At 37.2% G+C, this 15,001-nt stretch carries 11 protein-coding genes, 2 pseudogenes, 1 riboswitch and 1 other annotated feature; of the genes and pseudogenes, 10 read left to right on the top strand and 3 right to left on the bottom strand.

All coding sequences use genetic code 11. From position 1 onward, the window contains the following. Positions 1-4: 4 nt before the first annotated feature. Positions 5-205, bottom strand: a binding site (T-box leader). A gap of 120 nt (positions 206-325) precedes the next feature. The 5 genes from rlmD (at position 326) to EJK17_RS02620 (ending at position 5,202) form a co-directional block, all read left to right on the top strand. Beyond that, complete coding sequence (rlmD, locus tag EJK17_RS02640; RefSeq protein ID WP_103661537.1) at positions 326-1,672, top strand: 23S rRNA (uracil(1939)-C(5))-methyltransferase RlmD; 1,347 nt, start codon at positions 326-328, stop codon at positions 1,670-1,672. 29 nt (positions 1,673-1,701) lie between these two features. Next, positions 1,702-2,262: a DNA-3-methyladenine glycosylase I gene (locus tag EJK17_RS02635; protein WP_103661536.1), complete on the top strand. Its 561-nt coding sequence runs from the start codon at positions 1,702-1,704 to the stop codon at positions 2,260-2,262. A 135-nt stretch (positions 2,263-2,397) separates the two neighbouring features. Next, on the top strand, positions 2,398-2,931 hold the full coding sequence (gene hpt, locus EJK17_RS02630) for a hypoxanthine phosphoribosyltransferase (RefSeq protein ID WP_103661535.1): 534 nt from the start codon (positions 2,398-2,400) through the stop codon (positions 2,929-2,931). Positions 2,932-3,063: 132 nt separating this feature from the next. Beyond that, positions 3,064-4,521 (top strand): MFS transporter, encoded by a 1,458-nt coding sequence (locus tag EJK17_RS02625; RefSeq protein WP_103661534.1) that lies wholly within the window; start codon positions 3,064-3,066, stop codon positions 4,519-4,521. A 147-nt stretch (positions 4,522-4,668) separates the two neighbouring features. Next, complete coding sequence (locus EJK17_RS02620; RefSeq protein ID WP_255404982.1) at positions 4,669-5,202, top strand: GNAT family N-acetyltransferase; 534 nt, start codon at positions 4,669-4,671, stop codon at positions 5,200-5,202. Positions 5,203-5,465: 263 nt separating this feature from the next. On the opposite strand, the pseudogene EJK17_RS12080 reads toward EJK17_RS02620, so the two are convergent. After that, positions 5,466-6,701, bottom strand: a pseudogene (locus tag EJK17_RS12080) (IS110 family RNA-guided transposase). Positions 6,702-7,067: 366 nt separating this feature from the next. Here EJK17_RS12080 and EJK17_RS02610 point away from each other — a divergent pair. Further along, positions 7,068-7,904: an aldo/keto reductase gene (locus EJK17_RS02610; protein WP_103661532.1), complete on the top strand. Its 837-nt coding sequence runs from the start codon at positions 7,068-7,070 to the stop codon at positions 7,902-7,904. 61 nt (positions 7,905-7,965) lie between these two features. Here the strand turns inward: EJK17_RS02610 and EJK17_RS02605 are convergent, their stop codons facing one another. Together EJK17_RS02605 and EJK17_RS02600 are read right to left on the bottom strand one after the other, a co-directional pair. Continuing rightward, the gene (locus EJK17_RS02605) at positions 7,966-9,300 is read right to left on the bottom strand and encodes a uracil-xanthine permease family protein (protein WP_103661531.1); all 1,335 of its coding nucleotides are present in this window, start codon (positions 9,298-9,300) and stop codon (positions 7,966-7,968) included. A 195-nt stretch (positions 9,301-9,495) separates the two neighbouring features. After that, complete coding sequence (locus EJK17_RS02600; RefSeq protein WP_127796167.1) at positions 9,496-10,707, bottom strand: multidrug efflux MFS transporter; 1,212 nt, start codon at positions 10,705-10,707, stop codon at positions 9,496-9,498. A gap of 60 nt (positions 10,708-10,767) precedes the next feature. Here EJK17_RS02600 and EJK17_RS02595 point away from each other — a divergent pair, with 60 nt between their 5' ends. The 4 genes and pseudogenes from EJK17_RS02595 (at position 10,768) to EJK17_RS02580 (ending at position 14,882) form a co-directional block, all read left to right on the top strand. After that, positions 10,768-11,850: a M42 family metallopeptidase gene (locus EJK17_RS02595; RefSeq protein ID WP_103661529.1), complete on the top strand. Its 1,083-nt coding sequence runs from the start codon at positions 10,768-10,770 to the stop codon at positions 11,848-11,850. A gap of 118 nt (positions 11,851-11,968) precedes the next feature. Further along, complete coding sequence (locus EJK17_RS02590) at positions 11,969-12,418, top strand: MarR family winged helix-turn-helix transcriptional regulator (protein ID WP_103661528.1); 450 nt, start codon at positions 11,969-11,971, stop codon at positions 12,416-12,418. Continuing rightward, positions 12,411-14,132, top strand: a pseudogene (locus EJK17_RS11965) (ABC transporter ATP-binding protein). Before EJK17_RS02590 ends, EJK17_RS11965 begins: the two are co-directional and overlap by 8 nt. Before the next feature lie 30 nt (positions 14,133-14,162). Further along, a riboswitch (TPP riboswitch) is annotated at positions 14,163-14,253 on the top strand. Between the two features lie 50 nt (positions 14,254-14,303). Next, positions 14,304-14,882 (top strand): ECF transporter S component, encoded by a 579-nt coding sequence (locus tag EJK17_RS02580; RefSeq protein ID WP_103661527.1) that lies wholly within the window; start codon positions 14,304-14,306, stop codon positions 14,880-14,882. Positions 14,883-15,001: the final 119 nt, after the last annotated feature.

The raw sequence follows: 15,001 nt of genomic DNA, 5'->3' as shown, positions 1-15,001 counted from the left end.
TAGTCAACGGGACGATTAAAAACCGTGGTACCACCCACCTTGTAAGCTATAAACTTACACTCTATCAGATGATAACGGTTCTGAATTTTACCGAACAATAAGGATCAACGATGTAATTCATTAACTCCGCCTGACTGGTTCGCACTAACCACCAGATCTCTGAACGCTGAACGAGGCAACTACTAATTCGTTTCTTGTTGGTCATTATGATAGCAAGATGAAAAAATGTCAATAGTTTAATTAAAAAAAGTTGTTTGAGTGAAAAATTAGTCAGTTGTGAATTTTCTAGTATAATTGAACTGATTAATTAAAAAAGGACGAAATTATGCAAAAGAATCAAATAGTTGAATTGGAAATTACTGACTTATCATATGAAGCAATGGGTGTGGCTCATTATGAAGGGATGACGATCTTTGTTAATAATGCTTTGCCTGGTGAAATTGTCAAAGCAAAAATTTTGAAAGTGAAAAAGCGTTTTGCCTTTGCCAAAATTGAAAAAATTATCAAAGAAAGTCCCGATCGAGTTAACGTTAAGTTAAATCAATGGGTTCAAACAGGGCTAGCCTCGCTTGCACATATTAAATATGACAAACAACTTGAATTTAAGCGCAATCAGGTCGTGAATTTGTTGCACAAGGCCGGTCTTGATGAAATTAAAGTGAATCAAACTTTGGCTAGTCCTGAAGAAACAGGGTACCGCAATAAGGCTCAGGTGCCTGTACGTGAAGTCAAAGGACAACTAGAAATTGGCTTTTTTAGACGGCATTCTCATGATTTAGTGCCACTGACTAATTTCTTTACGACAGATCCAGAAATTGATCGAGTATTAGCTGCGGTGCGTGATATTTTACGTAAATACAAGGTGCCAGCTTATGATGAACTTCATCATAAAGGTGAAGTTCGCTATCTAGACGTTCGGCGCAGTAAAGCAACTGGCGAAATTATGGTGATCTTAGTTTGCTTACATCAAGATTTTCCACAAATTATGGAAGTAGCTGCCGAAATTAGTCAGATCAAAGATGTTACTAGCCTTATTTTGAATCATAATCCGAAGAAAACGAATGTCATCTTAGGGAAGGATGATTATGTTGTCTTTGGTGAAGATCATATTACGGACAAGATTGGTGACGTTAAGTTTAGAATTTCACCAAAGAGTTTCTTCCAAATTAATTCTTTACAGACGCCACGTTTGTATCAATTAGCAATTGACAAGGCCAACTTAAAACCAAGTGATGTAGTAATTGATGCTTATTCAGGTATTGGAACAATTGGACTGAGTGTAGCTAAGCATGTCAAGGCTGTGCGCGGAATGGAAACTGTTAAAGATGCGGTTAAAGATGCTAATGCGAATGCCAAATTAAACGGGATTGATAACGCTCAATATGTGGTTGGTAAGGCTGAAGAAGTGATGCCACGTTGGGCTAATGAGGGCTTAAAGACAGATGTAATCTTTGTTGATCCGCCAAGAAAAGGCTTAACGCCAGAATTTATCAAAGCAGCAGTTGCGACTAAGCCTAAAAAGGTGGTTTATATTTCATGTAATCCAGCAACACAAGTGCGAGATTTACAATTGTTTATGAAACAAGGTTATAGCTTTAATGAAGTAAGTCCAGTTGATATGTTCCCACAAACGCCACATGTGGAAAGTGTCGCAGTGTTAACTAAAGACTAAGAAAAGTAATTAAACGTTGAGGAGAGAAAATGAAACTTAAACGTTGTAATTGGGGTAATAGTAACGCTGATGATTTATATCGTGAATATCATGATCATGAATGGGGTAAGCTTAACTTAAACGAGCAGTATTTATTTGAAATGTTAGTTTTAGAGAGCTTTCAGTCTGGACTTTCCTGGGCTACAATTTTACACAAGCGGGAAAATTTTAGAAAAGCCTTTGCAAATTTTGAAATTGCCAAAGTAGCCCAGTTTGATGACCAGGATTTTGAACGGTTAATGCATGACGAAGGAATCGTACGCAACAAGTTAAAGATTAAGGCCGCAATTAATAATGCCAAAATGATTTTAAAAATGGAAGAAGCTGGCAGTTCTTTTGCAGCTTTTCTTCAAGCATATCTTCCTCAGCCAATTATTAACCATCCTAAGCAAATGAGTGATATTCCCAGTCAGACTGAGTTATCTAAAAAGATTTCAAACGGATTAAAGAAGAAGGGCTTTAAATTTGTTGGGCCAGTGACGGTCTATTCCTTTTTGCAGGCAGTTGGCTTAATTAATGATCATTTGGATGATTGCAGCTTCAAATATTAGCAAAAGACGAACAATAAAGACTGAAAAATTATATTAGTTAATAAAAATAGCAATTATTTCCCAAAAAGCAGTGAAATCAATTAGAAAATATGTTAGAATCTGATCATTGATGAATGCGAAGGGAAAATATTTACAATGAACAGCGATATTGAAAAAGTATTATACTCACAAGATCAACTTAATCAGCGGATGGATGAAATGGCTACTGAATTGAATCAAAAATATCAAGGACAAGAACCAATTGTGGTCCCGGTTTTAAATGGAGCTATGATTTTTGCTAGTGATATGATTAAACGACTTACTTTTAACTTAACAATCGATCCAATCAAGGCTTCTAGTTATGCTGGTGCACATTCCACGGGACAGGTTAAAATTGTGCAAGATCTTAAATCTGACGTTAAGAATCGTCCAGTAATCTTCATGGAAGATATTATTGATACAGGTCGGACGTTGAAAGCTTTAACTGAAGAAATGAAGCTTCGCGGCGCCAAGAGTGTTGAAGTAGTGGCCATGCTTGATAAGCCAGCTATCAGAGTAGTAGATTTTCATGCTGATTATTATGGCTTTCAAGTTCCAGATGCTTTTTTGGTTGGTTATGGTCTGGACTATAATGGCCTGTACCGTAACTTGCCTTATATTGGAGTTTTGAAGCATGAGATTTATGCTTAAGTAAAAATAAAAAGGAAAATGGCTTGTGTTTTTATAGCTAAGCAAGCATAATTAGAGCAGATGTTAAGTCTTGACTGGAAAAGCAGTCAAGACTATTTATTTCTTGAATTATTAGAAGAGTGAGGCGAAAGAATGAATAAGAAGCAAATTTCAATGGTAACTTTTGCCATGATTTTAGCCAATGTGATGGCGGGATTAGATAGTACGATTATTAATACGGCTATTCCTGCAATTATTGCAGACTTACACGGCATTCAATTTATGGGATGGATTATTGCTTTAATGCTATTAGGGATGTCGGTTTTTACACCAATTTGGAGTAAAGTTGGTGAACAGATTGGTAATAAAGCTGCCTTTGAACTTTCGCTATTATTCTTTGTGGTTGGTTCTCTTTTTCAAGGCTTAGCTGAGAATATGTATTTCTTCTTAGTGGCGCGGACGATTATGGGAATTGGTGCCGGAGGTATGGGATCAATCCCATATATTATGGCAGGTTATATTTTTGAAAATATTAAAAAGCGAACTAAGATTTTAGGCTATTTGGGAGCTAGTTTTAGTGTGGCTGCCATTATTGGACCGTTAGCTGGTGGTTATTTGGTTGATACCTTATCCTGGCACTGGGTCTTTTATATTAATATCCCAATTGGCTTGTTCGCGGTCTTACTTTCTGTACTCTACTACCGGGAAACTAGACCAGCACAAAAGAGTCGCTTTGACTTAGTAGGATCATTTTTAGTAGTTATTGGCTTGGTCTTAGTGCTGTTAGGAATTCAATTACTTGGCTTAACTTCACCTGTAATTATCTGGGGCTTAATTGTTGCTGGAATTATCTTATTAGTAATCTTCTTTAAATACGAATCTAAAGTTAAGAATCCTGTAATTCCAATTGAAATGTTTAATAATAAACCTTTGGTTGGCGATTTACTGCTCTTTGTCTTTACTTGGGGAGCCTTTTTAGCAGTTAATACTTATTTACCAATGTGGGCACAAGGCTTATTAGGTACAACTGCTTTAATTGGAGGGATGACTTTAGTTCCAAACTCAATTGCCGATACAGTTGGTACACAAGTGGTTAACCAAATGAAGGCTAGATTTAGTGATTACTGGTTGATTTTACTAGCAATTGTCTGCATGCTTATTTCTAGTTTTGGAATGGTAGTTATTCCTCAGAATAGTAACTTTTGGATTATTACTTTTTTGGCTACTTTCTCTGGGTTTGGTGTCGGCTTTGTTTTTGTTTTATTGCAGATTAAAGTGCAAGTCGATGCGCGTGAGGAAAATATGGCTGAAGCGACATCGCTGTCTTATTTGATCAGAATTTTAGCACAGACAGTAATGGCAGCTGTGTACGGCGTTATTATGAATATGGCATTAGCTCGGGGTGTAAGTCAAAATCATGGCATTACCATGAACATGCTTAATAAGTTGAGTGATGCTAAAGCTGCCAAGAGTTTACCGGTAGAATTATTACCAACGATGCGGAAGATTTTTTATTCAGGTTTAAGAGAAATTATGATCTGTGCCACGATCTTATTGGTAATTTCTGTCGGTTTGAATGTTTACTACAACGGTAAAAAGAAAAATTCCTAATATTTAGCATGGATATTCCAAAATTAAATTAATTATTTGATAAACATTGTGAAAAATAGAGCAACTGCTGCGTCATGCAGCAGTTTTTCTGTTATCATTATGGTATTGAGTTTTAATAGTGATTTTAAATTAGAAAAGAAGGATATTATTTTAGACTCGAAACCCGCCCGATGGGGCACAAAAGCATACCGTGACGCAAAAGATTTATACATGAAGGCCTTTCCTGCGTGGGAAAGATTTTCGATGTTTTCACTTTTGGCAATGTCACTACACCGTAATGTTAAGTTTCACGCAATTTATAATGGCGATCAGTTCTGCGGCATAACTTATTATGCCGAGAACGATAAGACGGTCTATCTAACTTATCTAGCAATCAATGAAGAATTGCGCGGTCAAGGCTATGGCTCCAAGATTTTGACCATGCTGGAAGATCGTTTTCCAGATAAGCAAATTGTGATTGATATTGAGCCGGTTACTTCGAAGGCGAAGAATTATAAGCAACGAGTTAGCCGACTTAAGTTCTATGAGCGGAATGGTTTTCATAGAACTGATCAAAAGTTAAAGGATCCTGATGGCGAATTTGAAGCGCTGACGACAGGGAAGAAGCTAGACAAAGAAAGCTTCATTGATACCTTGCGTCAGATGAGCTTCGGTTTTTATCAGGCAAAAGTTGAAAAATAGAATATAAAATTAGCCCAGGCATGTTGTGGTATGCCTGGGCTTTTTTGTATATATCAGATATAAGAATGTGTTATCATCAGTGTAATACAAAAAGATATATTTTTTATTATAGTCATGTGGTAATAAGTCAATGTAAAAGTTAAATTTTATTTTTAATTAGTTTGTTTTAAAACCAAAATTTGCGTGCATGAAACTAAGCCCTATTTCAAGGGATTTTTTAACAACTATTATTTACTCCTCCAAAAATGTTTTAGACCAATTAATCACCTCGGTGTTTGATAGATTTGACCATTTTTGAGCAGAGTGAAAATGGTCCTGGTTAATTTTCTTGCACAAAGAACGCAAGCACGTTTATGCGGAGAATAGAAAGCTTCATCGTATTTCTTTTGATAGTACTTCCGAAAAACGGGATCTCTTTGTCTAATCAGGTTGGCAGCTTCACCCAAATAATATCTTAGATAATGATTTCCGTTTTTAGTCATCGGTTTGTGTTCGCTATCAAAATTACTAGATTGCTTTTGACGCCAAGCTAGACCAGCGATTTAGCTAGCTGTGCTTCAGTGTCAAAGCGATCAATACTGCCGATTTCAGCGATAATACCAGCGGAATAAACTGACCCAATTCCTGGAATAGATTGTAGTATTCTCTCTTCAGGAAGCGTTTGGACGATATCTGTAATTGCTTTATCTAAGTTCTTAATCAATTTCTGATTAGTTTTAATTTCGGCATAGTAAACAGATAATACGGCATCAATCGAGTCTTTCATGACTTTACCTAAGCGATATGATCCTCTAACGGCTTTTCTGATCGCTTTAGCTAAAGTCTCTATCAGAGAAGCGGCCACGTCCTTTGGGTTGAAGGTAGTCAATTAGATCCTCGATTGGCATTTCAGCGATTTCATCGATGGTTTTACTATCAGTAACAATTGACAGCATCGTTGCGCCAAAGATAGAAGTTTTAATATTGTCTTTGTCAACGGTAACTAGTTTGTTTACACGATAATAAAGAGTTTCAATGAAGTGCTGCTTAGCTCTAGTGAGCGAAGATGTGATTTCATATCTAGCTCTAGTTAAACGCTGTAAAGCTAAGTATTCCTCTTGCCGAGCAATAGTGACATGGTATTTACCAAAGCGTAAGTATTCAGCGATGTAATAGGCATCAGTAGGATCATTCTTATTTTCTTCGTAAACGTCATGAAATCGTTTAGTGTTTTTAGGATTAATGACATCAGTTTCAAGATTAATTTTTTGAAAATCTTCGTCATTGGCAAAGAAATAAGCAGGGTGAAAGCTATAGATTGAAGTGGCTTCCATGCCGATAATTACTTTGTCATAGCTGTTCTGTTTAGCAAGTTGAAGAATTATCTTTTTGACCTCATTAGCACCAATCAGGTCATTAGAAAAAGATTGGTTAAGTAAAGGTTTTTGATAATTTTCTGAGTCAGTAATAGCGACTTGAAGATCTTTTGAACTAACGTCAATTCCGATAAAAAGTTTCATTGAGAATGGCCTCCTTTCTAGCAAATATTTGGTCATAGATCGATCATCACATGTTAGTCCCTAATTACAGATTCTAAGACAATCTCGCAAAATATAAGTATTCATAGGTTCAAGCTAAAAAAGCTGCGACTGAATCTGCTCTGAATCAGTAATAGCCAGAATCGATACAGCATGTGAGTAAGTCATTAGTAAAACTGCTTGGGTGGCAGACTAAAAAAGTAGTCAAAGCTACAGAAGGAAACAACCTATACCAATTGACCAAGGTCAATGACAATTAGAGACTAGCATCTGATGATCGAATAAACAAACTAAAAGAATAATCATTATCACTGATTTAATTTATATAATACGAATAAAGGAAAAATCATGGAAAAATACGTAACATTAAACAATGGAATAAAAATGCCGCGACTGGGCTTTGGTGTTTATCAAATTAATGATTTAGCTCAAACACAACAAGTCGTAGAAGATGGACTTGAAGTTGGTTATCGTTTAGTTGATACCGCGCAAATTTATGGTAATGAACAGGCTGTGGGGGATGCAATTAAACATAGCAATATTCCTCGAGAAGATATATTTGTTACCTCAAAGGTGTGGGTTGATGATTACGGTTATGATCAAACACTCAAGGCTTTTGATGAAACGATGAAAAAGTTGCAACTTGATTATCTTGATCTATATCTAATTCATAAGCCTTATAACGATTACTATGGCACTTGGCGAGCAATGGAACGCTTATACAAAGAAGGCTGCATTCGTGCGATCGGCGTCAGCAGCTTTTGGAATGAACGGTTAGCTGACTTAATCACTTTTAATGATGTTAAGCCTGCCGTGAACCAGATTGAAACAAATATTTGGAACCAGGAGTGGAAGGCGCAAGCCTACATGGAAAAAGAAGGCGTGCAACCTGAAGCCTGGGCACCATTTGCGGAAGGTGCAGAGCATGTTTTTACTAATCCCGTTTTAGAAGAAATCGCAAATAAGCATGATAAAACTACTGCTCAAGTAATGCTGAGATGGTTCTTGCAAAGAAATTATGTCGTGATTCCAAAGTCTGTGCATAAAGCAAGATTAGAAGAAAACTTCAATGTCTTTGATTTTGAACTTGATGATGAAGACATGGCCAAGATTAAGACATTAGATCAAGGTCACAGTATTTTGGAGGATGAAATGGATCCAGAGATTGCTGAAAGTTTTAGATAAAATTAAAAGCAGTTAGTTATCATCAGTGATAGCTAACTGCTTTTTTAGTACTTATTTCAAATTATTGGTAAATCTTACCTTCTTGTTTTTGTTTATTCTTTTCTTCAAGTGCCTTTTCACTGGCAGCCTTCTTCGGCAATACCCAGTTCAAAATCATCCCAATGATTGTTGAAAGGGCAACTGAAGTTAATTGGAAATTGCCAAGTTGGAGGTAAGCACCACCGATACCGATAACTAAGATAACTGAGGCAATTAACATATTACGCTTTTCACCAAAGTCGATTTGATCATCAACTAAGATCTTTAAACCGTTAGAAGCAATTGTCCCAAAGAGTAAGAAGGAAATCCCACCAATAACTGGCATTGGAATTGATTCAATTAAAGCGGCTAATTTACCGACGAAACTGAAGATGATGGCACAAACTGCAGCTCCTGCAAGAACCCAAACTGAGTGAACCTTAGTCATAGCTAACACACCGATGTTTTCACCGTAAGAAGTGGTAGGAGGACCACCGATGAAACCGGCGATAATTGTGGAAATACCGTCCCCCATCATTGTTCTGTGCAAGCCTGGATTCTTGAAGAAGTTCCGTTTAGTTAATGAATTAAGCACCATGATGTGGCCCATGTGCTCTGTCATCGTTACGAAGGCGATCGGTGCCATGGCTAAAATAGCGGCTGGATACCATTTGAAGTGGTAACTAATGCCCATGACATCAAGAGGTGGAAGCGAGAACCAGGCAGCTTTTTCAACTCCAGAGAAGTCCACAATGCCGAGGCAGCAGGCTAAGATGTAACCACAAATGATGCCGAGCATGATGGAAACTAAACTAGTGAAGCCCTTGAAGCACATTTGGAAGATCAAAGTCATGACCAGAGTAAAAATGGCCACGCCGAAGTAGGTTAAGTCATACTTTTCATGGTTCATCATGGCGTCATTAGCAGCCGTAGTAGCAAGTGACAATCCAATAACGATAATAATCGGTCCGACCACGATTGGTGGTAAAACTTTGTTAACCCAGCCAGAACCAATCTTAGCGATGACTAAGGCCACAACTACATAAACTAAACCAGATGCAATTGCACCTTGAGCAACAGCTGGATAGCCGTCTGCTTTCATCAAGGCTTGCATGGTAGCAACAAAGGCAAAACTAGAACCAAGATATGCTGGAATCTTGAAGTGGGTCAAGAGCATGTGAACTAAAGTACCAACCCCTGAAGAAAGTAGGGCAATACTTGGACTAATTCCAATTAAAATTGGTACTAATACAGTAGAACCAAACATCGCAAACATGTGCTGCAATGATAGTAGTACTCCTTGGCCAAATTCTGGCTTTTCATAGACGTCTAGAATCGCGTCCGGATTACGAAAGTTTTCTTTCGCGTTTTTACTCATACTTCAAACTCCTAACTTTTTCTTAAAGGATGACCTAAGAAAAAGACCACCTTAGACGCGTAGTCTAAGATGGTCTCCTGGTTATGGTGTATGAAAAACACTAACGCAGACTTCCTTCTTAGCCTCACGGGACTAATTTAAAGGTCATCACATTTGTTGCTTTATATTTAACTAGCTTCTTGGTAGTTTGTCAACCTATTTTAAATTTTTGATGACATTAATCCTAAATAGAAGAAGGTTAATGACGACCAGCCCGGCAGTAACAATAAAGACCATGCTGTAACTAGAAAAGCCTGAAACGGTTGATCCTAACAGGGGTCCAATAATATTCCCAGTGTACATAGCCGATTGATTCCAAGAAAAAATTCTTCCTGTTACTTCAGCTGGAGAATTCTTCGAAAGTAAAGTCTGAACTTGTGGGAAAAGGCAAGCATCAGTAAAACCAACTGAGAAGCGTAAGATTCCAAGTTGCCAGGCATTTTGAACGAAGGCTGTCAGTAAGAAAAGTACCGTTGCACCTAAGAAACCAGCGATGATAATTTTGTGGGTTCCGATTTTGTCACCTAAGAGACCTAAACGAGAAGCTACTAAAAAAGTGGCAATTCCTGGTAAGGCGGCAATGATCCCGGAAATGAACGTAACACTGCCTTGGTTATGCATTAATTGCTTAACATAAAGCGAAACAATCGGATTAATGGAATTATTAGCTGCTTGAATAATTAGCGTGGTTAATAATAAACCAAAAATTAATCGAGGACTGCGTAAGGACTTAATAACACCGCTGGCTTTGTCCAATTTCTTTTCAGTGACAGGCTTAAAGTCATCTTCGTGGACAAAGAAAAGCGAGAGTAAAAATGAAATTAAAAGTAGACCACCAGTGATAAAGAAAGTTACTCGATATGAGAAAACTGAAGCCAAAAAACCGCCCAGCATTGGTCCAAGTAGTGTTCCCGCCGTAACGCTTGAGCTCATCGTTCCCAGAGCTTGTCCAGCATGATGCTTCGGTGTTTCAGTTGCAATTAAGGTATTAGCATTAGAAACAAAGCCAGCGAAGACTCCCTGCAACATCCGCAAGAAGAATAACTGCCAGACATTAGTAACTAAGCTCATAGCACCAATGACAAAAGCCATCCCGAAAGAAGCATGTAAAATCATGAGCTTGCGGCCTTTTTTGTCGGCTAATTTACCCCACCAAGGAGAGATAATGGCCGAGACAAAGAAAGTACCTGAATAAATAAAGCCTGACCAAAAGTTAAGTTCTTGATGGCTAAAGTTTCCTAAAGTCCCGATATATAGCGGTAAAAATGGCATTACTTCAGAGAAAGCAATCCCAGCAATAAAGACAGCAATTGATAAAACAAATAAATTTCTTTTCCAAATTGGTTTAGTAGTTGAATTAGTTTTCATAATACATATATTTTAATACAATAGAAGGTAAAATTAGTTCTGTTTTTGAAAGGAAAAAAGATGCAAAAAGAGCAAGAAATTGAAATGTTAAAGGCATTTTCTGATGCAAATGCTACATCTGGCTTTGAAGAAGAATTCGTTAAATTATTTAAAAAGCAAGTTCAAGATACTGCTAATGTTGAAGTTGACGGGATGCTGAACGTTTATGCTAATAAGAAAGAAAATAAAGGTGATCGTCCAGTAATTCAGCTGGATGCACACTCAGACGCAGTTGGCTTTATTACGCAAGCTGTCCGGCCAAATGGTTTGATTAAATTTGTTCCCCTTGGCGGATGGGCTAAATATAATATTCCCGCATTAAAAGTTAAAGTTAGAAACCGTGATGGTGAATATGTTCCAGGAGTTGTTGCTACTAAACCACCACACTTTATGACGGCAGCAGAGCGCAATAGCGTGCCCGATGTGGCTGAGATGTCAATTGATGTTGGTTCTTTGAGCCGGGAAGAGACAATTAAGGACTTCAAGATTGATACTGGCTGTCCAATCTTTGTTGACGTTAAGTGTGAATATAACGAACGCACTGGACTCTTTTTTGGTAAAGACTTTGATGATCGATTCGGTGCAGCTGCAATGGCGGATGTACTCGACAACTTAAAGGGTGAAGAAACTAACTTTGATGTAGTCGCTGCTTTATCTAGCCAAGAAGAAGTTGGCCTGCGTGGTGCTTATGTGACTGCTAGAAAAGTTAAACCCGACGTTTGTTTAGTTTTAGAGAGTTGTCCAGCTGATGATACTTTTACTCCAGATTGGTTATCACAAACCGGTCTTAAACGTGGACCAATGCTAAGAGATATGGATACCACCTTTTTGCCTAATCCAAAATTCCAGCAATATGCATGTGATTTAGCTGATAAGAATGGCATTCCATATACCCGGTCAGTTCGTACTGGTGGCGGACAAGATGGAGCTGCAATTTATTATGAAAATGGGGCACCAACTATTGTTATCGGGATTCCAGTTCGCTATGAACATTCACCATACTGCTTCAGTAGTTATCATGACTTTAAAGCTTCTGTTAATTTAGCCACCGCAATCATCCGGGACTTAACTAAAGAAAAATTAGCTAGTTTTAGTCAATTCTAACCAACTGACAGGGATCAAATTAGTGTTAATCACTAGTTTGATCTTTTTTTGTTTTGACAATAGTCCGCATATGTACTATTATTATATTTAAGCAAATTAGTATCTGTGAGGACTAACTATGAAAATTTCAATTACGGAAAAAGTCACTACAGCCATTGTACGTGGTAGCAAGGGGTATGAACAATGGAATAACCAGCATCATTTGCCTGACTACTTAGCAATGATTCTCTATGAATTATTGATGCGGCAAGAATTGACGCAAAAAGAATTAACTAAACTTAGCGATATGCCAAAGCAATCAATTAATAAGGGGATAAAGCTTCTACAAAAGCAAGGATATTTGGCATTAAAAGTTAATCCTAAAGATAAGCGTGCTAAGTTGTGTCATTTAACACCTGAAGGGAAAAAGTATGCCCAAAAGAAGATGCAACCTTTATTTGATTTAGAAGAAAAAACCGCCCAAGAAATGGGAGCGGCTAAAATGAAACAATTACTTGACCTAACTGAAGAATGGAACCAGATCTTTTTTAAGTATTTAGCAATGCAAGAGGAGGAAGATAATGCGTAACTTTAAAATCTTAGTTCCACATCTAAAGCACTATAAAAAAGATGTCATTTGTGCTTTGCTAGCAATTATCGATTCAGCTTTTGCTAGTTTATATCAACCAAAATTATTGGAAAATATCCAAAAAGCCATTATGGCTGACCAAAAATAAATAGTAGTCCAGGATGGAATAATTTTGATAGCTTTAGGTCTGATTGCAATTGTGAGCGGAATTGTAAATGTTTATTATGCGGCTCGTATTGCTCAGGGTGTTACCAGTGATTTGCGTGCAGAAACTTATGCTAAAATTCAAAGTTTTTCTTTTGGTAATATTGAAGAATTTTCAGTAGGTTCGTTAACTACGCGGTTAATTAACGATATGAACCAGGTTATGAATATGATTATGCAGCTGTTCATGCAGCTTTTAAGAATGCCAATTTTAATTGTGGGTTCCTTTATCTTCTGCATAGTTATTATTCCTCGTTATTGGTGGGTCACGGTTTTGATGGTTGCTTTGATTGTCGAATTTGGTGTGATTGTGCTCAAGAAAATGAGAGCTTTATTTGGTAAATTTCAGGAAAAAATGGATCAAATTTTCAATCAAGCGCAAGAAACTTTACAAGGAGTTCGTGTCGTTAAGTCCTTTAATCAAGGTCCGCAAGAGGTTAAAAAATTCGATCAAACTTCTGATAAGTTAAACGACTACAATATTGTGATTGGTTACTGGTTCTCTTCAGTAATGCCAGCCTTTCAATTAATTGCTTATTTGGTAATTACCTTAGTTGTCTTTCTCATTGGACGGGCAATTGCCAGCCATCCTACAGATGTTACTGTGATCAGTCCATTTGTTAATTATATTTTGACCTTACTTTGGACAATTATGATTGCAGGGATGACAATGATGCAGTTTGCGCGGGCGCAAATATCTTTAGGCAGAATTGGCGAAGTCCTAGCAACTCAGCCAGCGGTAAAGTTTAATGAAGCAGCCAATAAAGATGAATTAGGTGGCAGTGTTGAGTTTGATCAAGTTACCTTCACTTACCCTGGCAGTAAGCAGCCAACTTTGGAAAATATTAGTTTTAAAGTTAAGCCTGGTCAGATGGTCGGAATTGTTGGTGCTACAGGGTCTGGGAAGACAACCATTATGAATTTACTTAATCGCTTCTATGATGTTGATGCAGGAAAAATTACCTTTGATGGGACTGATATTCGCCAAATTCAATTAAGTTCCTTACGCAGCAATGTAGGAATAGTTTTACAGGATTCTGTTTTGTTCAGTGGTACCATTGCAGATAATATTCGCTACGGAAAACCTAATGCCACAATGGATGAAGTTGTTGCTGCCGCTAAACAAGCTAATATTCATGATTTTATTATGAGTTTACCTCAAAAATATGACACCTGGGTTAGTGATAGTGGGTCAGTTTTCTCAACTGGGCAAAAACAGTTAATTTCGATTGCGCGGACTATTTTGACCAATCCGCCATTCTTGATTTTGGATGAGGCTACTTCAAATGTGGATACAGTAACCGAAGAAAAAATTCAAAAAGCGATGGCTGCGGTTATTGCCGGTAGAACTAGTTTTGTCATTGCTCACCGGCTAAAAATGATCCTTAATTCCGATAAAATTGTCATTTTAAAAGATAGAGAAGTTATTGAAGCTGGCAATCACCAACAGTTAATCAAAGAAAGAGGTTTTTATTACAAACTTTATACTGATCAAATGGCTTTTGATTAAGTGTGGTATACTTAACACATAAGTAAATATTTAAGTCACTAGGGGTGCTGGAAAGCTGAGATAAAACCCTTTGAACCTGAACAAGATAATACTTGCGCAAGGGAAGTGTTAAAATTTGAGTTTTAAACTACTCCTTTTGACTTATTAGATTAGTTAAAAAGGAGTTTTTTCATGTTTAAAAGATCTTCCAAATGGGATGTTAAAGCAATTATTTTAGTTGCTCTGATCGGAATTATTATGGGGGTTATCTACACTTACGGTTTTAATAATGTGTATAACTTAACCAAACTAGCGCTGTTACCCACAGGTTATGCACCAGTAATGGACATGGCTTTTTCTGGACTATGGTATATGGCGGCACCATTAGCAATGTATTTTGTGCCGACGATTGGTTCAGGTACTTTAGGTGAGTTACTTGCTTCGGTTGTTGAAATGGCAATCGGTGGTCAGTGGGGAGCCTTAACTATGCTTGAAGGTTTGATTCAAGGGGCCACTAATGAAATTGGCTTTTTCCCTAAAAAGAGTCGTTATCAAAACTTTTCTTGGGCAAGTGTCATGACTGGTGCCTTTTTTGCTAATTTAGGTGGATATATTCCACAGTATTTCTTATATGGCTGGTATAAGTATTCTGTTAATTTGCAAGTTGCCATGTTTATTGCAGGTGTGATCTCGGCGTTATTATTTGATGGTGTTTTAGTTAAGTTAATTACTAATTTGTTTGATCATGTCTTACGACCAGAAAGTAATTAGTGAAAGATTAGTGAAAAATAATAGTTATTTTAATTTCTCTGCGAAGCATTCAATAAGTGATAAAATTAAATATAACTATTCTGTTATCGCTTACAGTGTTGAATGATTGAAAGAAGGAT

It is taken from the genome of Lactobacillus xujianguonis (genome assembly GCF_004009905.1).
GTDB lineage: Bacteria > Bacillota > Bacilli > Lactobacillales > Lactobacillaceae > Lactobacillus > Lactobacillus xujianguonis.
The sequence above is the reverse complement of the archived record's forward strand: the minus strand, read 5'-3'. Positions and strand labels throughout refer to the sequence as shown.